Genomic DNA, 19472 nt, shown 5'->3' on the forward strand with positions numbered 1-19472 from the left:
GGGGGCGCCGCCAGCGGCCCGGCAAAGCCGGTTCCGCGGCGGTCGCTTGACTCCACTGCGCACCGTTCATGTTGACGCTTCTCTTCGACGGCATCGCCTACGGCATGCTGCTGTTCGTGCTCGCGGTCGGGCTGGCCGTGACGCTCGGGTTGATGAACTTCATCAACCTCGCGCACGGCGCCTTCGCGATGGCCGGCGGCTACGTCACCGTGCTGCTGATGGAGCGCGCCGGGGTTCCTTTCCTCGTCACGCTGCCGCTGGCCTTCCTGCTGCCGGCGCTGGTCGGCGCGGTGGCCGAGCGGCTGCTGTACCGGCCGATGTACCACCGCCCGCACCTCGACCACGTGCTGTTCTCGATCGGCATCGTGTTCATGTCGGTGGCGGCGGTCGACTACCTGGTCGGCTCGCAGCAGCAGATCATCAAGCTGCCCGAGTTCCTGCTGGGCCGCTTCGAGATCGCCGGCGTGGGCATCGGGCGCTATCGCCTCTTCATCGTGGTCGTCTGCCTGGTGCTGACCGCGGTGCTGCAACTGATCCTGGCGCGCACGCGCTTCGGCAGCCGGCTGCGCGCCTCGGTGGACGATCCGCGCGTGGCCGCGGGCCTGGGCATCAACGTCAACCAGGTGTTCAGCGTCACCTTCGCGGTCGGCTCGGGCCTGGCCGGCCTGGGCGGCGCGCTCGGCGCCGAGGTGCTGGGTCTGGACCCGAGCTTCCCGCTCAAGTTCATGATCTATTTCCTGATCGTGGTCTCGGTCGGCGGCACCACCACCATCACCGGCCCGCTGCTGGCGGCGCTGCTGCTGGGCATCGCCGACGTGTTCGGCAAGTACTACGTGCCCAAGCTGGGCGCCTTCGTCGTCTACACGCTGATGGTGGTGATCCTGTTCTGGCGCCCGCAGGGCCTGTTCGGAAGGGCGGCGACCAAATGAGCAAGGCAGCGCAGTCGCTCGCGGCGGGGCGCCGCTGGAAGGCCTGGGAGATCGCCTTCCTGGTGGCCCTGCCGCTGAGCTGGTTCGTCGCCGGCGAGCGGCATTCGCTGCTGGCCAACGAGATCGCGATCTTCGCGCTGTTCGCGCTTTCGCTCGACCTGATCCTCGGCTACGCCGGCATCGTCTCGCTCGGGCACGCGGCCTTCTTCGGCACCGGCGCCTACGCGGCGGCGCTGTTCGCCAAGCACGTGATGCCCGATCCGCTGGTCGGGCTGGTGTTCGCGATCGGCGTGACCACGCTGCTCGGCGCGGCCAGCAGCGTGCTGGTGATGCGCGGCTCCGACATGGCGCGGCTGATGATCACGCTGGGCGTCGCCGCGCTGCTCTACGAACTGGCCAACAAGCTGGAATTCACCGGTGGCGCCGACGGCCTGCAGGGCGTGGTGATCGCGCCGCTGCTCGGGCAGTTCGAGTTCGACCTGTACGGCCGCGTCGCCTTCGCCTACGCGCTGGTGGTGCTGATCGTCGGCTTGCTGATCGCGCGGCGCATCGTCAACTCGCCGTTCGGCTGGTCGCTGCAGGCGATACGCGACAACCGCCTGCGCGCCGCCGCCGTCGGCCTGAACGTCGACGCGCGCCTGGGCGTGATCTACACCATCTCGGCGGCGATGGCCGGCGCGGCCGGCGCGGTGCTGGCGCAGACCACCGGCTTCGCCTCGCTCGACGGGCTGGACTTCCACCGCAGCGCCGACACCATGCTGATGGTGGTGATCGGCGGCGCCGGCTGGCTGTGGGGCGGCGTGCTCGGCGCGATCGGCTTCAAGCTGCTGCACGACGTGCTGTCGGCCTGGACGCCGCAGTACTGGACCTTCTGGCTGGGCCTGTTCCTGGTCGTGCTGGTGATGGTCGGGCGTGATCGCTTCTTCAAGCCCTGGCTGTGGTGGAAGAAGAAGCCATGAGCGTCGTCCTCGAAACCCGCAACCTGGTCAAGCGCTTCGGCGCCTTCGCCGCCACCAACGACGTGTCGCTGAAGGTCGAGCGCGGCGCGCGCCAGGCGCTGATCGGGCCGAACGGCGCCGGCAAGACCACGCTGATCAACCTGCTGACCGGCGTGCTGGAGCCGACCTCGGGCAGCGTGATCCTCGAAGGGCAGGACATCACGAGGCTGCCCTCGCACCAGCGCGTGCGCCGCGGCATCGTGCGCACCTTCCAGATCAATCAGCTCTTCAACGAGCTGACGCCGCTGGAATCGCTGGCGCTGACGGTGTCCAACCAGCTCGGCATCGGCGGGCGCATCTGGCAGGCGCTGGGCCGCGACGAGCGCGTCGCGCAGCGCTGCGACGAGCTGCTGCGCCAGTTCCACCTCGACGACGTGCAGGACCAGAAGGTCGCGCTGCTGGCCTACGGCAAGCGCCGCCAGCTCGAGATCGCCACGGCGCTGGCCTGCCAGCCGCGCGTGCTGCTGCTCGACGAACCGGTGGCCGGCGTGCCCGAGGGCGAGCGCCAGGAGATCTTCGACATCGTCAACGCGCTGCCCGCCGAGGTGACGGTGCTGCTGATCGAGCACGACATGGACCTGGTCTTCAACTTCGCGCGCACGGTGTCGGTGCTGGTCAACGGCGCGCTGTTCGCCGAGGGCGACGTGCAGAGCATCTCGACCGACCCGCGCGTCAAGTCGGTCTACCTCGGGGAGGGCACGCCGCATGGCTGACGAGCTGCTGCGCGTCGAGGGCCTGAAGTCCGGCTACGGCGAGGCCGTGGTGGTGCAGGGCATCGACCTGGTGCTGGAGAAGGGTGCATCGCTCGCGCTGCTCGGCCGCAACGGCACCGGCAAGACCACGCTGCTGAACACGCTGGTCGGCGCGACGCGGCGGCACGCCGGGCGCATCGTGCTCGACGGCCAGGACCTGAGCACGCTGCCCTCGTACAAGCGCGCCATCGCCGGCATCGGCTGGGTGCCGCAGGAGCGCAACATCTTCAAGTCGCTGACCGTCGAGGAGAACCTCGCCGCCGTGGCGCGGCCGGGGCCGTGGACGGTGGCGCGCGCCTACGAGATGTTCCCGCGCCTGGCAGAGCGCCGCGCCAACCTCGGCAACCAGCTCTCCGGCGGCGAGCAGCAGATGCTCGCGGTGGCGCGCGCGCTGGTGCTCAACCCCAAGCTGCTGCTGCTCGACGAACCGCTCGAAGGCCTGGCGCCCATCATCGTCGAGGAGCTGCTGCGCTCTATCGGGCGCGTGGTGCGCGACGAGGGCATGTCGGCCATCATCGTCGAGCAGAACCCGAAGATGATCCTGCCGATCACGCAGCGCGCCGTGGTGCTCGATCGCGGCGCGGTGGTGCACGCGGGCGACAGCGAGGCGCTGCTGGCCGATCCCGACACGCTGGACAAGTGGCTCGCGGTGGCGAGCCACTGAGCGCCGCTCAGACGCGCTCGACGACCAGCGCGATGCCCTGGCCCACGCCGATGCACATGGTGCACAGCGCGTAGCGGCCCTGGGTGCGGTGGAGCTGGTTGACCGCGGTGGTGACCAGCCGCGCGCCGCTGGCGCCCAGCGGGTGGCCGAGCGCGATCGCGCCGCCGTTCGGGTTGACGCGCGGGTCGTCGTCTTGCAGGCCGAGATCGCGCAGCACCGCCAGGCCTTGCGCGGCGAAGGCTTCGTTCAGCTCGATGACGTCCATTTGTTCGAGCGTCAGGCCGGTGAGCTGCAGCACCTTGCGCGTCGCCGGCGCCGGGCCCATGCCCATGATGCGCGGCGGCACGCCGGCGGTGGCCATGCCGACCACGCGCGCCCTCGGCGTGAGCCCGTGCCGTGCCGCCGCCGCCTCGCCGGCCAGCAGCAGCGCGCAGGCGCCGTCGTTGACGCCCGAGGCGTTGCCGGCCGTCACCGTGCCGTCCGGGCGCACCACGCCCTTGAGCTTCGCCAGCGCCTCCAGGCTGGTTTCGCGCGGATGTTCGTCCTTGGCGACGACGACCGGATCGCCTTTCTTCTGCGCGATCGTCACCGGCACGATCTCGGCGTCGAAGAAGCCCGCCTTCTGCGCCGCCACCGCCTTGAGCTGGCTGGCCAGCGCCATGCGGTCCTGCGCCTCGCGCTCGATCCTGAAATCGCTCGCGACGTTCTCGGCCGTCTCCGGCATCGAGTCGACGCCGTGCATCTCCTTCATCAGCTTGTTGACGAAACGCCAGCCGATGGTGGTGTCGTAGACCGTGTTGGCGCGGCTGAAGGCGCTCTCGGCCTTGGGCATCACGAAGGGCGCGCGGCTCATGCTCTCGACGCCGCCGGCGATCATCAGCTCGGCCTCGCCGGCGCGGATGGCGCGCGCCGCGCTGCCCACCGCGTCCATGCCCGAGCCGCACAGGCGGTTCAGCGTCGCGCCGGGCACCTCGATCGGCAGCCCGGCCAGCAGCGCGGCCATGCGCGCCACGTTGCGGTTGTCCTCGCCGGCCTGGTTGGCGCAGCCGTAGATCACGTCGCTCACGGCCTGCCAGTCGAGCCGAGGCTGGCGCGCCATCAGCGCCTTGATCGGCAGCGCGGCCAGGTCGTCGGCGCGCAGCGAGGACAGGGCGCCGCCGTAGCGGCCGAAGGGCGTGCGCTGCGCGTCGCAGATGAAGGCATGGATCACGGGTGCTCCGTTCGCGGGTGGAACCTCGCTTCGATTATGAAATACGGCCCGAAAGCGGCCCTATTGCTCGATCGCCGGGGCGGCGGGCTCAAGCGCGCGCCCGCGCAGGCCGAAACAGGCGGCAGTTCCCGCCTCGGGGCCGAACCTCACCGCCATGCCCGCCGCCGCTGCCCTCGAAACCATCGCCGTCTCGTCCTTGCGCGTAGGCATGTTCGTGCAGCTCGACCTGAGCTGGCTGTCGCACCCCTTCCCGCTCAACAGCTTTCGCATCAGCTCGGAAGAGCAGATCGCCACGATACGCGCGCTGGGCCTGGAGCGCGTGCGCTGGAGCAGCGCGCACAGCGAGCTCGACGCCGGCCGCGCGGCCGGCGATGCCGGCGTGACGCCCGCCGACGGCGCCGAGAGCCCCACGGCGCGCGCGCGCCGCGAGCACCGCGAACGCCTGCACGCGCAGCGCGCCGGGCTGGTCCAGTGCGAGCGCCAGTTCGCCGAGGCCACGCACGAGTTGAAACGCGCCTTCGACCTCAGCGGCAGCCAGCCCGCCGAGGCCGGCGCGCAGGCCGCGGCGCTGGCGCGCGGGCTGTCCGGGAAGATGCTCGGCGCCGGCGAGCTGTGCATCCGGCTGCTGTCCGAGGCCGCCGGCAGCAAGGCCGCCGCGCACGCGCTGAACGTCACGCTGATCGCGATGCTGATGGGCCGCAGCTTCGGCTTCGACGAAGCCGACATGATCGACCTCGGCACCGGCGCGCTGATGCACGACATCGGCAAGCTGGACCTGCCCGACCGCGTGCGCAACCGCGAGGACGACTTCAGCGCCGCCGAGCAGCGCCTGTACGAGCAGCACGTCGCGCTGGGCATCGCGCAGGCGCGCCGCATGGGCCTGAGCGCGGCGGCCACGCTGGTGATCGCGCAGCACCACGAACATGCCGACGCCAGCGGCTTCCCGCTCAAGCTGAACACCGACCGCATGTCGCTGCCGGCGCGCATCGTCGCGCTGGTGAACCGCTACGACAACCTGTGCAATCCGCAGCTCGCGGCGCGCGCGCTGACGCCGCACGAGGCGCTGTCGGCGCTGTTCGCGCAGAGCCAGACCCAATTCGACACGGCGATCCTGGGCGCCTTCATCAAGATGATGGGTGTCTACCCGCCGGGCTCGGCGGTGCAGCTCACCGACGACCGCTACGCGCTGGTGGTCTCGGTCAACTCGAGCCGGCCGCTCAAGCCGCGCGTGATGGTGCACGACCCGCGCGTCCCCAGCGACGAGGCGCTGCTGCTCGACCTGGAGCAGGCCGGCACCATCGGCATCCGCCGCAGCCTGCACGCCAAGCAACTGCCGCCCGCCGCGCAGGCCTACCTGGCGCCGCGCCGGCGCGTGGCCTACTTCTTCGAGCCGGCCCCGGACCGCGACGCCGACCCGCCGACCGGGAATTGAGCCGCGGGCACCCCCACGGTCCGCCGCGCTCGCTAAAGTCCTCCTTGCAAGGAGGTTGTCCGCATGGGTGCGCTCGATGCTGTCCTGGAACGCCGGCTCGCCGGCTTGTCGCTGCCGCTGGCGGTGTGCCTGCCCGGCGGCCAGCGCCTCGGCCCGGAAGGCGCCGCGGTGACGCTGCGGCTGCAAGGCATGGGCACGCTGGCCCACCTGGCCACCGGCAACATCGGCCGCGTCGGCGAGGACTACGTCGAGGGGCGCCTCGATTTCGACGGCACGCTGCGCGACCTGATCGCCGTCGCCGGGCAGCTCGCCGGCGAGCCGCGCGCGGCGGCCGAGCCGGGCTCGCTGTCGGGCTGGTGGCGCTCGCTGTGGCGCCAGGTGCGCTCGCGCCAGAACCACGACCCGGCGGCCGACGCGCGCCAGGTGCAGTTCCACTACGACGTCTCGGACGACTTCTACGCGCTGTGGCTCGACCCGCGCCGTGTCTACTCGTGCGCCTACTACCGCGAGCGCGCGATGTCCTTGGCGCAGGCGCAGGAGGCCAAGCTCGACCACATCTGCCGCAAGCTGATGCTGCGCGAGGGCGAGCGCTTCCTCGACATCGGCGCCGGCTGGGGCGGCCTGCTGCTGTGGGCGGCCGAGCACTACGGCGTGCGCGCGCAGGGCATCACGCTGTCGCGCCACCAGCATGCGCACGTCCAGCGGCTGATCGACGAGCGCGGGCTGGGCGGGCGCGTCGGCATGCACCTGCTCGACTACCGCGAGCTCGACGAGCGCGAGCCCTTCGACAAGATCGCCTCGGTGGGCATGTTCGAGCACGTCGGGCTGGCGCAGCTTCCGGCCTATTTCGCCAAGGTGCAGCGCCTGCTGCGTCCGGGCGGGCTGCTGCTGAACCACGGCATCACCGCCGGCGGCACGCGCCACCACCAGCTCGGCGCCGGCATCGGCGACTTCATCGAGCGCTACATCTTCCCCGGCGGCGAGCTACTGCACGCCTCCAAGGTGCTGGAGACCCTGGCCGACGCCGGGCTGGAGGCGCTCGACGTCGAGAACCTGCGGCCGCACTACGCGCGCACGCTGTGGGCCTGGAGCGACGGCCTGGAGGCCCGGCTCGACGCCGCGCGCCGCATCGCCGGCGAGCGCGTGCTGCGCGCCTTCCGCCTCTACCTGGCGGGCAGCGCGATGAGCTTCGAGCGCGGCTGGATCTCGCTGCACCAGATGCTCGCCGCGCGGCCCGACGGCGACCCGGCCGGCGGCGCGCTGCGGGGGGCACAATCGGTCTATCCGTTCAACCGCGGCTACATGTACCCGGCCGCTTCCCAGGCATGCTCTACAAGTTCAAGTCCAAGGCCGCCGGCGACCTGATCATGATGGGCCCGACGGGCGACCAGGTGCTGCGCATCATCGGCAAGGAGCCCGCGCCCCAGGGCATCATCGAGCCGGCCGCGATGGCCGCGGCGATCGCCGCGCTGGAGCGCGCCGTCGCCGAGGACGAGGCGGCGCGCGCGCAGGCCGAGAAGGAGGCGCAGGCCGAAGGCCGCACGCCCGCCCCGCGCGACGGCGTCTCGCTGCGCCAGCGCGCCTGGCCGATGGTGGAGATGCTCAGGCGCGCGCAGGCGGAAAATCACGAGATCGTCTGGGGCGTGTGAGCATTCGAGCAGGAGGGGTGCGGCGATGAAGCTGACGAGCGAGAGCTGGATCCACGGCGACCGCATTCCGGAGCGCTGCGCCGCCGGGCGGCGCAGCGGCGGCGGCGTGGCGTTTTCCGACAACCTCAACCCGCAGCTCGCCTGGAGCGAGATCCCGGCGAGCACGCAGTCCTTCGCGCTGATCTGCCACGACTTCGACGTGCCCAGCCGCGGCGACGACGTCAACCAAGCCGACCGCGAGGTGCCCGAAGACCTGCCGCGCGTCGACTTCTTCCACTGGGTGCTGGTCGACCTGCCGGCCTCGCTGCGCGCCATCGCCGAAGGCGAGTTCAGCCGCGGCTTCACGGCGCGCGGCAAGAGCGGTCCGGCCACGCTGCACGGCGCGCGCCACGGGCTGAACGACTACACCGGCTGGTTCGCGGCCGACAAGGACATGGCGGGCCAGTACTTCGGCTACGACGGCCCGTTCCCGCCCTTCAACGACTCGGTGGTGCACCACTACGTGTTCACGCTCTACGCGCTGTCCGTGGCGCGCGCGCCGCTCGAAGGCGTGTTCACCGGCGCGCAGGCGCGCCAGGCGATCTACCCGCACGTGCTGGCCGAGGCCACCTATTCCGGCACCTACACGCTCAACCCCCGCTTGATCGGATGAGCGAACACGCCGCCGTCACCCGCATCGTCGCGATCCGCCACGGCGAGACGGCCTGGAACGTCGACACCCGCATCCAGGGCCAGCTCGACGTGCCGCTGAACGCCAAGGGCCGCTGGCAGGCGCAGCGCCTGGCCGCCGCGCTGGCCGACGAGGGCATCAGCGCGATCTATTCGAGCGACCTGCAACGCGCCTGGCAGACCGCGCAGCCGCTGGCCGAGGCCACCGGCCACGCGCCGCGCCCCGAGCGCGGCCTGCGCGAGCGCGCCTTCGGCGTCTTCGAGGGCCTGACCTGGGCCGAGATCGAGCGCGACCATCCCGAGGCGAGCGAACGCTGGCGCAAGCGCGACCCCGACTTCGGCCCCGAGGGTGGCGAGCGCCTGGCCGACTTCTACGCGCGCTGCGTCGAGTGCGTGACGCTGCTGGCGCGGCGCCACCCCGGCGAGGTGCTGGCGCTGGTGGCGCACGGCGGCGTGCTCGACTGCCTGTACCGCGCCGCCGCGCGCGTCGCGCTGGGCGCGCCGCGCACCTGGCAGCTCGGCAACGCCAGCATCAACCGGCTGCTGCACACGCCGCAGGGCCTGATGATGGTCGGCTGGGCCGACACCGGCCACCTCGACGGCGCGGTGCACGACGAGTTCAGCGACGCGCTGGGCGCGGGCTCGTCCTCCAGGAGCCGGTCGTGACACCGGCGGCGCGTGTGGGCGATGCGGTCGATGCCATCGCCACGCCGGCGCTGGTGGTCGATCTCGACGCGCTGGAGCGCAACATCGAGCGCATGGCCGCCTACGCGCGCGAACACGGCCTGCGCCTGCGGCCGCACGCCAAGACGCACAAGTGCGCCGCGCTCGCGCGGCGCCAGATCGCCGCCGGCGCGGTGGGCGTGTGCGTGCAGAAGCTCTCCGAGGCGCAGGCGCTGGCCGATGCCGGCATCGCCGACATCTATGTCAGCAACCAGATCGTCGATGCCGCCAAGCTGGCCGAGCTGGCCGTGCTGGCCGGCCGCGCGAAGCTCGCCCTCGCGGTCGATTCGGCGCTCGGCGTGGACCGCCTGGCCGCCGCGCTGAAGGCGGCCGGCACCACGCTCGACGTGCTCGTCGAGGTCGATGTCGGCCATGGCCGCTGCGGCGTCGCGCCGACGGCGGCGGTGGCGCTGGCGCACCAGGTGGTGTCGCACGGCCTGCGCTTCGCCGGGCTGCAGGCCTACCACGGCCGCGCCCAGCACCTGCGCACGCCGGCCGAGCGCGAGAGCGCGATCCGCCATGCCGTCGGGCTGGCGCGCGCCGCGCAGGCCGGCGTCACCTCGGCCGGCATCGCCTGCCCGCTGGTCACCGGCGCGGGCACCGGCACCTTCGTGCACGAGGCGGCCAGCGGCCTGTACGGCGAGATCCAGCCCGGCAGCTACGTCTTCATGGACCGCGACTACGCCGACAACCACGCCGCGCCGCACGCGCCGGCCTTCGAGCACGCGTTGTTCGTCAAGAGCCAGGTGATGAGCGCGGGCAGCTCGCACGTGGTGGTCGACGCCGGCCACAAGTCGCACGCCATCGACTCCGGCCTGCCGCGCGTGTGGGGCCGCGAGCTGGAGTTCGTCAACGGCGGCGACGAGCACGGCATCCTGCGCCGCCACGGCGACGAAGTGCTGCCGGCGCTGGGCGAGACGGTTTGGCTGGTGCCCGGCCACTGCGACCCCACGGTCAACTTGCACGAGTGCTTCATCGTGGTGCGCGGCGGGCTCGCCGCCGGGCGCGTCGAGGCGGTCTGGCCCATCGAGGCGCGCGGCTGCATCCGCTGACGTGCCGCTGCGCCGCGTCACCGCGGGCAATCCCTCAGAGCAATAACCCGTGAGCTGTGCAAAAACGGTACGTGGCGTGTCTACACTCGCGTGTTCGATAGGCTGAAGCATGTTCAGCATGTCGAACTACATCGTTCTCCCACCCATCCCATGCACGCCCACTCCGGCACCTCCGCCTCCCGCGCTGCCGGCACCTCGCCGGTGCTGGTGCCGGCGCTGTCGCGCGCGCTGACGCTGCTCGACCGCCTGGCCCAGCGCCGCGAGCCGATGAGCCTGGCGCGGCTGGCCAGCGAGCTGGATCTGCCCAAGAGCAGCGTGCACGGGCTGTGCAGCACGCTGCTGCGCTACGGCTACCTGCAGCGCCAGGACGACGGCGCCTTCCGCATCGGCCCGGGCGTGATGCCGCTGGCCGACGCCTTCGTCTCCAGCACCGGCATCACGCAGGAGTTCAACGCGCTGTGGGCCGAGGGCGCGCCCGACGAGACGGTGGTCCTGTCGGTGCTCAACGGCCGCGACGTCGTCTACATCGGGGCGCGCAACGGCCAGCGCCCGCTCGGGCTGGCCTTCAACGTCGGCATGCGCCTGCCGGCGCACCTGGCCGCCACCGGCAAGGCGATGCTCGCCTTCCAGGCGCCGGCCGCGGTGCGCGAGCGCTTCGCCGGCGCGCCGCTCGCGGCCATGACCGGCCGCGGCGCGCGCAGCGTCGGCGCGCTGCTCACCGAGCTGGCGCGCACGCGCGCGCGCGGCCACAGCATCGACGACGAGGGTGTGCGCGACGGCGTCTACTGCATCGGCGCGCCGGTGTTCGACGCCTCCGGCACGCCGGTGGCCGGGCTCGGCGTCTGCATCCACAAGACCACGCTGGCCGGCGGCGACGGCGCGCATCGCGACGCCGTGCTGCGCGCCGCGCGCACGCTGACGCAGCGGCTCGGCGGCCGCGTGCCGGCCGCGATGGAGGGCTGAGATGGCCGGGGTCGACTACATCCTCGAGACGCACGACCTGACGAAGGAGTTCAAGGGCTTCGTCGCGGTCAACCAGGTCAACCTGAAGGTGCGGCGCGGCAGCATCCACGCGCTGATCGGGCCGAACGGCGCCGGCAAGACCACCTGCTTCAACCTGCTGACCAAGTTCCTGATCCCGACCACCGGCCGCATCGTCTACGACGGCACCGACATCACGCGCGAAAGCTCGGCGCTGATCGCGCGGCGCGGCGTGATCCGCTCGTTCCAGATCTCGGCGGTGTTCCCGCACCTGACGGTGCTGGAGAACGTGCGCGTCGCGCTGCAGCGCAAGCTGGGCACCTCGTTCCACTTCTGGCGCGCCGAGCGCTCGCTCGATGCGCTCAACGGCCGCGCGATGGAGCTGCTCGCCGCGGTCGACCTCGACAAGTACGCCAAACTCACCGCGGTGGAGCTGAGCTACGGCCGCAAGCGCGCGCTGGAGATCGCCACCACGCTGGCGATGGAGCCCAAGCTGATGCTGCTCGACGAACCGACGCAGGGCATGGGCCTGGAAGACGTCGACCGCATCAAGCAGCTGATCAAGAAGGTCGCCGCCGACCGCACCGTGCTGATGGTCGAACACAACATGAGCGTGGTGGCGAGCCTGGCCGACACCATCACCGTGCTGGCGCGCGGCGCCACGCTGGCCGAGGGGCCCTACGCCGAGGTGTCGAAGAACCCGGCGGTGATCGAGGCCTACATGGGCAGCGCGGACGTGGAACTGAAAGGAGCCCACTGACATGGCCTCCCGGTTCCTGGAAGTGAAGGATCTGCACGCCTGGTACGGCGAATCGCACGTGCTGCACGGCGTGAACTTCCACGTCGACGAGGGCGAGGTGGTCACGCTGCTGGGCCGCAACGGCGCCGGCCGCACGAGCACGCTGCGCGCCATCATGGGCCTGACCGGCGCGCGCAAGGGCTCGGTGAAGGTGCACGGCACCGAGGCCATCGCGCTGGCCACGCACCGCATCGCGCGGCTGGGCATCGGCTACTGCCCGGAGGAGCGTGGCATCTTCGCCAGCCTGTCGGCGCACGAGAACCTGCTGCTGCCGCCCCGGCTCGCCGACGGCGGCATGCCGGTCGAGCAGATCCACGCGATGTTCCCGAACCTGAAGGAGCGCGCCGGCAGCCAGGGCACGCGGCTGTCGGGCGGCGAGCAGCAGATGCTGGCCGTGGCGCGCATCCTGCGCACCGGCGCGAAGCTGCTGCTGCTCGACGAGATCTCCGAGGGCCTGGCGCCGGTGATCGTGCAGAAGCTCGCCGAGATGGTCGTCGCGCTGCGCAAGCAGGGCTACACCATCGTGATGGTGGAGCAGAACTTCCGCTTCGCCGCCCCGCTGGCCGACCGCTTCCTGGTGATGGAGCACGGCCAGGTGATCCAGGAATTCACCCAGTCCGAACTGCCGGCGCGCATGGAGCGCCTGCACGAGTACCTCGGCGTCTGACGCCGCCTCCCGACGACCCTGCCTCTCAACCCACGGAGAACCGACCATGCAGCTCAAGAAGATCGCCGCCGCCAGCGCACTGGCCCTCGCGGCCGCCACCGGCGCCCACGCCCAGATTTCGGGCGACGTCGTCCGGATCGGCATCATCACCGACATGTCGGGCCTGTACTCCGACATCGACGGCCCCGGCGGCGTCGAGGCCATCAGGATGGCCGTGGCCGACATGGGCGGCGCGGTGGCAGGCAAGAAGATCGAACTGGTGTTCGCCGACCACCAGAACAAGGCCGACGTCGCCGCCGCCAAGGCGCGCGAGTGGTTCGACACGGCCGGCGTCGACATGCTGGTCGGCGGCACCAACTCCAGCACCGGCCTGGCGATGGCCAAGGTGGCGGCCGAGAAGAAGAAGCTCTACATCAGCGTCGGCGCGGCCAGCTCGGCGCTGACCAACGAGCAGTGCAGCCCCTACACCGTGCACTGGGCCTACGACACCACGGCGCTGGCCAAGGGCACCGGCAACGCGGTGGTCAAGCAGGGCGGCAAGACCTGGTACTTCCTGACCGCCGACTACGCCTTCGGCGCGCAGCTCCAGGCCGACACGACGAAGGTCGTGGAAGCCGCCGGCGGCAAGATCATCGGCTCGGTCAAGCACCCGCTGTCGGCCACCGACTTCTCGTCGTTCCTGCTGCAGGCGCAGGGCAGCAAGGCCGAGATCCTCGGCCTGGCCAACGCCGGCGGCGACACCATCAACACGATCAAGGCCGCCAACGAGTTCGGCATCACCAAGACGATGAAGCTGGCCGGCCTGCTGGTGTTCATCAACGACATCCACTCGCTGGGCCTGAAGACCACGCAGGGCATGTACCTGACGGACAGCTGGTACTGGAACCGCGACGCCGAGACGCGCGCCTGGAGCCGCAAGTTCTTCGAGAAGGTCAAGCGCATGCCCAGCTCGCTGCAGGCCGGCGACTACTCGGCCGCGCTGCAGTACCTGAACGCCGTGAAGGCCACCGGCACCGACGACTCCGACAAGGTGCTGGCGCAGATGAAGAAGACCAAGATCAACGACATCTTCGCCAAGGGCGGCTTCATCCGCGGCGACGGCCGCATGGTGCACGACATGTACCTGATGCAGGTGAAGTCGCCCGACAAGTCGACCGAGCCCTGGGACTACTACAACGTCGTGCAGACCTTCAAGGGCGAGGAGGCCTGGACCACCAAGGCCGAATCGAAGTGCGCGCTGTGGAAGTAAGCGCCTGAAGCGACGACGCCCGCGCACGCCATGGAGATCTTCGGCATCCCGTTGCAGGCCTTCCTCGGGCAGCTCCTGCTCGGGCTGGTCAACGGCTCGTTCTACGCCATCCTGAGCCTCGGGCTGGCGGTGATCTTCGGGCTGCTGGGCATCGTCAACTTCGCCCACGGCGCGCTGTACATGATGGGCGCGTACGTGGCCTGGCTGGGGCTCGAGAAGTTCGGCATGAACTACTGGCTCGCGCTGGTGGTCTCGCCGCTGGTCGTGGGTGCGCTCGGCCTGGTGGTCGAGCGCACGCTGCTCAAGCAGCTCTACAAGATCGACCCGATCTACGGCCTGCTGCTGACCTTCGGCCTGTCGTTGATCGCCGAGGGTGTCTTCCGCGACCAGTTCGGCGTCTCCGGCCAGCAGTACCCGGTGCCCGAGCTGCTGCAAGGCGCCACCAACCTGGGCTTCATGATCCTGCCCAACTACCGCGGCTGGGTGGTGGTGGCCTCGCTGATCGTCTGCTTCGGCACCTGGTTCCTGATCGAGCGCACGCGGCTCGGCTCCTACCTGCGCGCCGGCACCGAGAACCCGGCGCTGGTGCAGGCCTTCGGCGTCAACGTGCCGCTGATGGTGATGCTCACCTACGCCTTCGGCGCCGGCCTGGCGGCGATCGCCGGCGTGCTGGCCGCGCCGGTGATCCAGATCACCCCGCTGATGGGCAGCAACCTGATCATCGTCGTCTTCGCCGTGGTGGTGATCGGCGGCATGGGCTCGATCCTCGGCTCCATCCTCACCGGCCTGGTGCTCGGGCTGATCGAGGGGCTGACCAAGGTGTTCTACCCCGAGGCCTCGAACATCGTGGTGTTCGTGATCATGGCGATCGTGCTGATCATCCGGCCCGCCGGGCTGTTCGGGAAGGAACGCTGATGGGCACCGACAAGCTCGGCCGCATCGCCTGGGGCGTGGGTCTGGCGATCCTGCTCGCCGCGCCGTTCATCGGGCTGTACCCGATCTTCATGATGAAGGCGCTGTGCTTCGCGATCTTCGCCTGCGCCTTCAACCTGCTGCTCGGCTACACCGGGCTGCTCTCGTTCGGCCACGCCGCCTACCTCGGCGCGGCGGCCTACGGCACCGGCTGGCTGATCAAGAGCGCCGGCTGGTCGCCCGAGCTGGGCGTGCTCGGCGGCACGCTGTTCGCCGCGGCGATCGGCCTGGTGGTCGGGCTGCTGGCGATACGCCGCCAGGGCATCTACTTCGCGATGATCACGCTGGCGATGGCGCAGATGGTGTACTTCGTCTGGCTGCAGGCGCCCTTCACCGGCGGCGAAGACGGGCTGCAGGGCGTGCCGCGCGGCAAGCTGTTCGGCCTGCTCGACCTCAGCAGCGACCTGGTGCTGTACTTCGTCGTGCTGGCGGTGTTCGTCGCGGTGTTCCTGTTCATCGTTCGCATCGTGCACTCGCCCTACGGCCAGGTGCTCAAGGCGATCCGCGAGAACGAGCCGCGCGCCGTCTCGCTGGGCTACGACGTCGACAAGTACAAGCTGCTCGCCTTCGTGCTGTCCACCGCGCTGGCCGGCCTGGCCGGCGCGCTGAAGACCGTCGTGCTCGGCTTCGCGACGCTGTCGGACGCGCACTGGTCGCTGTCCGGCGAGGTGGTGCTGATGACGCTGCTCGGCGGCATGAGCACCTTCGCCGGGCCGGTGATCGGCGCCTTCACGATCATCGGGCTGCAGAACTTCCTGGCCGACCGCGTCGGCTCCTGGGTGACGGTGATCATCGGCGCGATCTTCGTCGTCTGCGTGGTGGCGTTCCGGCGCGGCTTCGTCGGCGAGCTGATCGCGTGGCGCAAGCGGCGCGAGGCGCCGAAGGCCTAGCGCCTACTCGCCGAACAAATCCACCCCGGCGCCCGCCTTCGGCGGCGCCAGCCCCAAGTGCCGCCACGCCGCCGCCGTCGCCACGCGGCCGCGCGGCGTGCGCTGCAGGAAGCCCTGCTGGATCAGGTAGGGCTCGATCACGTCCTCGATGGTGTCGCGTTCCTCGCCGATCGCGGCGGCGACGTTGTCCAGCCCGACCGGCCCGCCGTCGAAGCGCTGGATCACCGCCTCGAGCAGCTTGCGGTCCATCAGGTCGAAGCCGAGCGGGTCGACGTCGAGCATCGCGAGCGCGCGCTCGGCCTGCGCCTTGACGATGCGGCCGTCGCCCTTCACGTCGACGTAGTCGCGCACGCGGCGCAGCAGGCGGTTGGCGATGCGCGGCGTGCCACGCGAGCGGCGCGCGATCTCGAAGGCGCCTTCGTCGTCGGCGGCGACGTCGAGCAGCCCGGCCGAGCGGTGCACGATGCGCGCCAGCTCCTCGGCCGAGTAGAACTCCAGCCGCGCGACGATGCCGAAGCGGTCGCGCAGCGGGTTGGTCAGCATGCCGGCGCGCGTGGTCGCGCCCACCAGCGTGAAGGGCTGCAGGTCGAGCTTGATCGAGCGCGCCGCCGGGCCCTCGCCGATCATGATGTCGATCTGGTAGTCCTCCAGCGCGGGGTAGAGGATCTCCTCGACGACCGGGCTGAGCCGGTGGATCTCGTCGATGAAGAGCACGTCGTTGCGCTCGAGGTTGGTCAGGATCGCGGCCAGGTCCTTGGGTTTCTCCAGCACCGGGCCGGAGGTCTGGCGCAGGTTCACGCCCAGTTCGTTGGCGATGATGTGCGACAGCGTGGTCTTGCCCAGCCCGGGCGGGCCGAACAGCAGCACGTGGTCCAGCGCTTCGCTGCGCTTGCGCGCCGCGCCGATGAAGATCTCCAGTTGCTCGCGCACCTTGGCCTGGCCGACGTAGTCCGCCAGGCCTTTCGGGCGCAGCGCCCGCTCGATCGCCTCCTCGTTGGGCGAGGCCGGCGCGGCGCTGACCACCCGCCGGGCCGGGGCGAAATCGTCGGTCTGGATGCTCATGCGCAATTATGGGCGCGGCCTTGGTAGCATGCGCCCCGTGCACCTCGTCCGCCGCCTGTTCCGCCGCGCCACCTGGCTCGCGCTCGTCGCGATGCTCGGGCTCGCGCTCGCGCCGACGCTGTCGCAGGCGGTCGCCGCGTCGCAGGCCGGCGACCCGTGGGCGGAGATCTGCTCGATGGGCGGCGCCACGATGACGGCCTCGCCCGCCGGTGCCGGCCAGGCCGGCGCCGACGGCGCGCACCTCGGCCACTGCCCGCTGTGCGGCCAGGTCGGCGACACACCCATGCTGCCCGGCGCCGAGTACCAGCCCGTGCAGGTGGACGGCGCCACGCAGCGCCCCGCGCTCTTCCTGCATGCGCCGCGCACGCTGTTCGCGTGGGCCGCGGCGCGGGCGCGCGCGCCACCCTTGCTCGGCTGATTCCTGCTCGTTCGTCGCCGGCGCGACGCCGGTGCCCCCAGGTTTCCAGCAAGGAGGCGGCCATGCCGCATCACATTCCTCTCGTCCGCGCGGCGGCTCTGGCCCTCGCCGCGCTCGCCACGTTCGGCGCGCAAGCCCACATCACCCTCGAAACCCGCCGCGCCGAGGCCGGCAGCACCTACAAGGCCGTGCTGCGCGCCGGCCACGGCTGCGACGGCTTGCCGATCCGGGAGATCGTCGTGACGATCCCCGACGGCGTGCGCGGCGCCAAGCCGATGCTCAAGCCCGGCTGGCGCATCGAGGTCGAGCGCCGCAAGCTCGCCACCCCCTACCAGAGCCACGGCCGCACGGTCGACGAAGACGTGGCGCAGGTGCGCTTTGCCGGCGGCACGTTGGCCGAGGGCTTCTACGACGAGTTCGTCATCGTCGCGACGCTGCCCGAGCAGCCCGGCACGCTGTACTGGAAGGTCAGCCAGGTGTGCGAGCGCGGCCGCGTCGACTGGAACGAAGTGCCCGCGCCGGGCCAGTCGGCGCGCGAGCTGAAGGCGCCGGCCGCGGCGCTCGAGGTGCTGCCCGGCGAGCATGCCGGCCATGCGCACTGAATCCCCCTTGACACAGGAGCAAACCATGAGCAGGAACATCCTCCGCGGCCTCGCCGCTCTCGCGCTGCTGGCCGGCAGCGCCGCCGCTTTTGCCCAGACCACCGTCAAGGACGCCTGGGTGCGCGGCACCGTCGAGCCGCAGCGCGCCACCGGCGCCTTCATGCAGATCACTTCCGCGCAGGGCGGCAAACTGGTTGGCGTGCGCTCGCCGCTGGCCGGCGTCGCCGAGGTGCACGAGATGGCGATGGAGGGCAACGTGATGAAGATGCGCGCCGTCGCGGCGCTGGAGCTGCCCGCCGGCCGGGCCGTCGAGCTGAAGCCCGGCGGCTACCACGTGATGCTGATGGATCTGAAGCAGACGCTGAAGGCCGGCGAAGCCGTGCCGCTGACGCTCAGCATCGAAGGCAGGGACGGCAAGCGCGAGACGCTGGAATTGCAGGTGCCGGTGCGGGCGGCCGGGGCGCCGGCGGCGCACGGCAGCGGCCACAAAGGGCACTGAGCCGCCGCCCGGTCAGCGCGCGAGCGCTTTCAGCGCCAGCTTGATGCCCTCGCTGACGCCCACCTCGGCCGGCAGCGCCTTCAGCGCGGCGGCGGCTTCTCGGTCGTTGTAGCCCAGCGCCAGCAGCGCTTGCAGGATGTCGGCCTGCGCGTCGCCGTGCGGCGCGGCCGGCGCGGCGATCGAGTCGCCGAGCTTGCCCTTGAGTTCGAGCAGCAGCCGCTCGGCGGTCTTCTTGCCGATGCCGGGCACCTTCACGAGCCGCCCGGTCTCCTGCCGCGCGACCGCCTGGGCCAGCTCGGCGACGCTCAGGCCCGAGAGGATGGCCAGCGCGGTGCGCGGGCCGACGCCGGAGATCTTCACCAGTTGCCGGAACGCCGCGCGCTCCTCGTGGCTGAGAAAGCCGTAGAGCAACTGCGCGTCCTCGCGCACGACGAGGTGCGTCAGCAGCACGACACGCTCGCCCAGCGCGGGCAGGTTGTAGAACGTGCTCATCGGCACGTCGACCTCGTAGCCGACGCCGTTCGCGTCGACCAGCAGTTGCGGCGGGTTCTTCTCCGCGAGCGTCCCGCTCAGGCGTCCGATCATCGGCCGCGGCCGAACAGGCCGAGGCGCTGGGCTTCCAGCGCCGCTTCCGCGCGCGAGCTCACGTTGAGCTTGCGGTAGATCTGCTTGACGTAGTCGGCGATGGTGTGGCGCGACAGGTTGAGCTGCACGCCGATCTCGGGCAGCGTGAAGCCCTTGGCGACGCGCAGCAGCACCTCGTTCTCGCGGTCGGTCAACTGCACGTGCGGGATCATGTCCTTCTGCGGCTTGGCCTGCGCCGCGAAGTAGGCGATCACGCGGCGCGCGATCGACGGCGACAGCGGCGGCTCGCCCTGGCTCATGCGGCTGAGCTGCTCGGCGATCAGCTCGCGCGCCTGCTCCTTGAGCACGTAGCCGAAGGCGCCGGCCTGCAGTGCGGGGAACAGGTGCTCGTCGTCGTCGTGGATGGTCACCACCACCGACTGGCACTCGGGCTGCTGCTCGCGCAGCGCCGCCACCACGTCCACGCCCGAGCCGTCGGGCAGGCCGAGGTCGACCAGCGCGAGGTCGAAGCGCAGCGCGCCGACCAGGCCCAGCGCGTCGTGCACGCGCGCCGACTCGGAGACCTGGGCGTCGGGGAAGACCTGCCCGATCAGCACCTTCAGCCAGGCGCGGATCTCGGGCAGATCCTCGAGCAGCAGGATGTTCTTCATGGTGAGCCCTCACTCGGAGC

23 protein-coding genes are annotated in these 19472 nt (G+C 71.1%); 19 read left to right on the forward strand and 4 right to left on the reverse strand.

Going from position 1 to position 19472, the window contains the following annotated elements; translation table 11 throughout:
- Positions 1-68 precede the first annotated feature (68 nt).
- The 4 genes from QM792_RS03695 to QM792_RS03710 are packed head-to-tail and all read left to right on the forward strand — an operon-like array spanning position 69 to position 3343.
- Complete coding sequence (locus tag QM792_RS03695; RefSeq protein ID WP_415147834.1) at positions 69-929, forward strand: branched-chain amino acid ABC transporter permease; 861 nt, start codon at positions 69-71, stop codon at positions 927-929.
- Positions 926-1888: a branched-chain amino acid ABC transporter permease gene (locus QM792_RS03700; protein WP_415147835.1), complete on the forward strand. Its 963-nt coding sequence runs from the start codon at positions 926-928 to the stop codon at positions 1886-1888. The genes QM792_RS03695 and QM792_RS03700 overlap by 4 nt, the downstream gene beginning before the upstream one ends.
- Positions 1885-2640 carry an ABC transporter ATP-binding protein gene (locus QM792_RS03705; protein ID WP_415147836.1) on the forward strand — a complete coding sequence of 252 codons (756 nt, stop codon included), beginning with the start codon at positions 1885-1887 and terminating at the stop codon, positions 2638-2640. The genes QM792_RS03700 and QM792_RS03705 overlap by 4 nt, the downstream gene beginning before the upstream one ends.
- Entirely contained in the window at positions 2633-3343 is a 711-nt protein-coding gene (locus tag QM792_RS03710; RefSeq protein WP_415147837.1) for an ABC transporter ATP-binding protein, read from the forward strand. The genes QM792_RS03705 and QM792_RS03710 overlap by 8 nt, the downstream gene beginning before the upstream one ends.
- Before the next feature lie 7 nt (positions 3344-3350).
- On the opposite strand, the gene pcaF is transcribed toward QM792_RS03710, so the two are convergent.
- Positions 3351-4553 carry a 3-oxoadipyl-CoA thiolase gene (pcaF, locus tag QM792_RS03715; RefSeq protein WP_415147838.1) on the reverse strand — a complete coding sequence of 401 codons (1203 nt, stop codon included), beginning with the start codon at positions 4551-4553 and terminating at the stop codon, positions 3351-3353.
- A 154-nt stretch (positions 4554-4707) separates the two neighbouring features.
- On the opposite strand from pcaF, the gene QM792_RS03720 reads away from it, so the two are divergent.
- From QM792_RS03720 to QM792_RS03775, 12 genes are all read left to right on the forward strand, one after another.
- The gene (locus tag QM792_RS03720; RefSeq protein ID WP_415147839.1) at positions 4708-5985 is read left to right on the forward strand and encodes an HD-GYP domain-containing protein; all 1278 of its coding nucleotides are present in this window, start codon (positions 4708-4710) and stop codon (positions 5983-5985) included.
- A 63-nt stretch (positions 5986-6048) separates the two neighbouring features.
- The gene (locus QM792_RS03725; protein WP_415147840.1) at positions 6049-7350 is read left to right on the forward strand and encodes a class I SAM-dependent methyltransferase; all 1302 of its coding nucleotides are present in this window, start codon (positions 6049-6051) and stop codon (positions 7348-7350) included.
- Positions 7311-7634 carry a DUF1840 domain-containing protein gene (locus QM792_RS03730; protein ID WP_415147841.1) on the forward strand — a complete coding sequence of 108 codons (324 nt, stop codon included), beginning with the start codon at positions 7311-7313 and terminating at the stop codon, positions 7632-7634. Before QM792_RS03725 ends, QM792_RS03730 begins: the two co-directional genes overlap by 40 nt.
- A gap of 25 nt (positions 7635-7659) precedes the next feature.
- On the forward strand, positions 7660-8286 hold the full coding sequence (locus QM792_RS03735) for a YbhB/YbcL family Raf kinase inhibitor-like protein (protein ID WP_415147842.1): 627 nt from the start codon (positions 7660-7662) through the stop codon (positions 8284-8286).
- A complete protein-coding gene (locus tag QM792_RS03740; RefSeq protein ID WP_415147843.1) occupies positions 8283-8969 on the forward strand; it encodes a histidine phosphatase family protein in 687 nt (228 codons plus the stop codon). Before QM792_RS03735 ends, QM792_RS03740 begins: the two co-directional genes overlap by 4 nt.
- Positions 8966-10078 carry a DSD1 family PLP-dependent enzyme gene (locus QM792_RS03745; protein WP_415147844.1) on the forward strand — a complete coding sequence of 371 codons (1113 nt, stop codon included), beginning with the start codon at positions 8966-8968 and terminating at the stop codon, positions 10076-10078. The genes QM792_RS03740 and QM792_RS03745 overlap by 4 nt, the downstream gene beginning before the upstream one ends.
- Before the next feature lie 150 nt (positions 10079-10228).
- Positions 10229-11041 (forward strand): IclR family transcriptional regulator, encoded by an 813-nt coding sequence (locus QM792_RS03750; protein ID WP_415147845.1) that lies wholly within the window; start codon positions 10229-10231, stop codon positions 11039-11041.
- A 1-nt stretch (position 11042) separates the two neighbouring features.
- On the forward strand, positions 11043-11819 hold the full coding sequence (locus QM792_RS03755; protein ID WP_415147846.1) for an ABC transporter ATP-binding protein: 777 nt from the start codon (positions 11043-11045) through the stop codon (positions 11817-11819).
- A 1-nt stretch (position 11820) separates the two neighbouring features.
- On the forward strand, positions 11821-12525 hold the full coding sequence (locus QM792_RS03760) for an ABC transporter ATP-binding protein (protein ID WP_415147847.1): 705 nt from the start codon (positions 11821-11823) through the stop codon (positions 12523-12525).
- Positions 12526-12571: 46 nt separating this feature from the next.
- Positions 12572-13774: an ABC transporter substrate-binding protein gene (locus tag QM792_RS03765; protein WP_415147848.1), complete on the forward strand. Its 1203-nt coding sequence runs from the start codon at positions 12572-12574 to the stop codon at positions 13772-13774.
- A 30-nt stretch (positions 13775-13804) separates the two neighbouring features.
- Positions 13805-14689: a branched-chain amino acid ABC transporter permease gene (locus QM792_RS03770; RefSeq protein ID WP_415147849.1), complete on the forward strand. Its 885-nt coding sequence runs from the start codon at positions 13805-13807 to the stop codon at positions 14687-14689.
- The gene (locus QM792_RS03775; RefSeq protein ID WP_415147850.1) at positions 14689-15636 is read left to right on the forward strand and encodes a branched-chain amino acid ABC transporter permease; all 948 of its coding nucleotides are present in this window, start codon (positions 14689-14691) and stop codon (positions 15634-15636) included. The genes QM792_RS03770 and QM792_RS03775 overlap by 1 nt, the downstream gene beginning before the upstream one ends.
- 3 nt (positions 15637-15639) lie before the next feature.
- On the opposite strand, the gene ruvB is transcribed toward QM792_RS03775, so the two are convergent.
- Positions 15640-16698 carry a Holliday junction branch migration DNA helicase RuvB gene (ruvB, locus tag QM792_RS03780; protein ID WP_415147851.1) on the reverse strand — a complete coding sequence of 353 codons (1059 nt, stop codon included), beginning with the start codon at positions 16696-16698 and terminating at the stop codon, positions 15640-15642.
- 37 nt (positions 16699-16735) lie between these two features.
- Between ruvB and QM792_RS03785 the strand changes: the two genes are divergently transcribed.
- The 3 genes from QM792_RS03785 to QM792_RS03795 all read left to right on the forward strand — a co-directional run bounded on the left by QM792_RS03785 (position 16736) and on the right by QM792_RS03795 (position 18217).
- Complete coding sequence (locus QM792_RS03785) at positions 16736-17116, forward strand: DUF2946 family protein (RefSeq protein ID WP_415147852.1); 381 nt, start codon at positions 16736-16738, stop codon at positions 17114-17116.
- A gap of 62 nt (positions 17117-17178) precedes the next feature.
- Positions 17179-17718 carry a YcnI family protein gene (locus tag QM792_RS03790; RefSeq protein WP_415147853.1) on the forward strand — a complete coding sequence of 180 codons (540 nt, stop codon included), beginning with the start codon at positions 17179-17181 and terminating at the stop codon, positions 17716-17718.
- Positions 17719-17743: 25 nt separating this feature from the next.
- Positions 17744-18217, forward strand: coding sequence for a copper chaperone PCu(A)C (locus tag QM792_RS03795; RefSeq protein ID WP_415147854.1), 474 nt, complete (start codon positions 17744-17746; stop codon positions 18215-18217).
- A 12-nt stretch (positions 18218-18229) separates the two neighbouring features.
- Here the strand turns inward: QM792_RS03795 and ruvA are convergent, their stop codons facing one another.
- Positions 18230-18802 carry a Holliday junction branch migration protein RuvA gene (ruvA, locus tag QM792_RS03800; protein WP_415147855.1) on the reverse strand — a complete coding sequence of 191 codons (573 nt, stop codon included), beginning with the start codon at positions 18800-18802 and terminating at the stop codon, positions 18230-18232.
- Complete coding sequence (locus QM792_RS03805; protein ID WP_415147856.1) at positions 18799-19452, reverse strand: response regulator; 654 nt, start codon at positions 19450-19452, stop codon at positions 18799-18801. The genes ruvA and QM792_RS03805 overlap by 4 nt, the downstream gene beginning before the upstream one ends.
- Between the last annotated feature and the right edge of the window lie 20 nt (positions 19453-19472).

This window comes from Piscinibacter sp., assembly GCF_047600445.1.
Taxonomy (GTDB): domain Bacteria; phylum Pseudomonadota; class Gammaproteobacteria; order Burkholderiales; family Burkholderiaceae_C; genus Piscinibacter.

What these genes read in the sequence shown, in the direction of transcription:
- ruvA (WP_415147855.1), bottom strand. Translation starts at nt 18,802, where the DNA reads ATGATCGGACGCCTGAGCGGGACGCTCGCGGAGAAGAACCCGCCGCAA.
- ruvB (WP_415147851.1), bottom strand. Translation starts at nt 16,698, where the DNA reads ATGAGCATCCAGACCGACGATTTCGCCCCGGCCCGGCGGGTGGTCAGC.
- QM792_RS03735 (WP_415147842.1), top strand. Translation starts at nt 7,660, where the DNA reads ATGAAGCTGACGAGCGAGAGCTGGATCCACGGCGACCGCATTCCGGAG.
- QM792_RS03695 (WP_415147834.1), top strand. Translation starts at nt 69, where the DNA reads ATGTTGACGCTTCTCTTCGACGGCATCGCCTACGGCATGCTGCTGTTC.
- QM792_RS03705 (WP_415147836.1), top strand. Translation starts at nt 1,885, where the DNA reads ATGAGCGTCGTCCTCGAAACCCGCAACCTGGTCAAGCGCTTCGGCGCC.
- QM792_RS03740 (WP_415147843.1), top strand. Translation starts at nt 8,283, where the DNA reads ATGAGCGAACACGCCGCCGTCACCCGCATCGTCGCGATCCGCCACGGC.
- QM792_RS03795 (WP_415147854.1), top strand. Translation starts at nt 17,744, where the DNA reads ATGAGCAGGAACATCCTCCGCGGCCTCGCCGCTCTCGCGCTGCTGGCC.
- QM792_RS03725 (WP_415147840.1), top strand. Translation starts at nt 6,049, where the DNA reads ATGGGTGCGCTCGATGCTGTCCTGGAACGCCGGCTCGCCGGCTTGTCG.
- QM792_RS03730 (WP_415147841.1), top strand. Translation starts at nt 7,311, where the DNA reads ATGCTCTACAAGTTCAAGTCCAAGGCCGCCGGCGACCTGATCATGATG.
- QM792_RS03760 (WP_415147847.1), top strand. Translation starts at nt 11,821, where the DNA reads ATGGCCTCCCGGTTCCTGGAAGTGAAGGATCTGCACGCCTGGTACGGC.
- QM792_RS03755 (WP_415147846.1), top strand. Translation starts at nt 11,043, where the DNA reads ATGGCCGGGGTCGACTACATCCTCGAGACGCACGACCTGACGAAGGAG.
- QM792_RS03765 (WP_415147848.1), top strand. Translation starts at nt 12,572, where the DNA reads ATGCAGCTCAAGAAGATCGCCGCCGCCAGCGCACTGGCCCTCGCGGCC.
- QM792_RS03700 (WP_415147835.1), top strand. Translation starts at nt 926, where the DNA reads ATGAGCAAGGCAGCGCAGTCGCTCGCGGCGGGGCGCCGCTGGAAGGCC.
- QM792_RS03775 (WP_415147850.1), top strand. Translation starts at nt 14,689, where the DNA reads ATGGGCACCGACAAGCTCGGCCGCATCGCCTGGGGCGTGGGTCTGGCG.
- QM792_RS03805 (WP_415147856.1), bottom strand. Translation starts at nt 19,452, where the DNA reads ATGAAGAACATCCTGCTGCTCGAGGATCTGCCCGAGATCCGCGCCTGG.
- QM792_RS03750 (WP_415147845.1), top strand. Translation starts at nt 10,229, where the DNA reads ATGCACGCCCACTCCGGCACCTCCGCCTCCCGCGCTGCCGGCACCTCG.
- QM792_RS03770 (WP_415147849.1), top strand. Translation starts at nt 13,805, where the DNA reads ATGGAGATCTTCGGCATCCCGTTGCAGGCCTTCCTCGGGCAGCTCCTG.
- QM792_RS03790 (WP_415147853.1), top strand. Translation starts at nt 17,179, where the DNA reads ATGCCGCATCACATTCCTCTCGTCCGCGCGGCGGCTCTGGCCCTCGCC.
- QM792_RS03710 (WP_415147837.1), top strand. Translation starts at nt 2,633, where the DNA reads ATGGCTGACGAGCTGCTGCGCGTCGAGGGCCTGAAGTCCGGCTACGGC.
- QM792_RS03720 (WP_415147839.1), top strand. Translation starts at nt 4,708, where the DNA reads ATGCCCGCCGCCGCTGCCCTCGAAACCATCGCCGTCTCGTCCTTGCGC.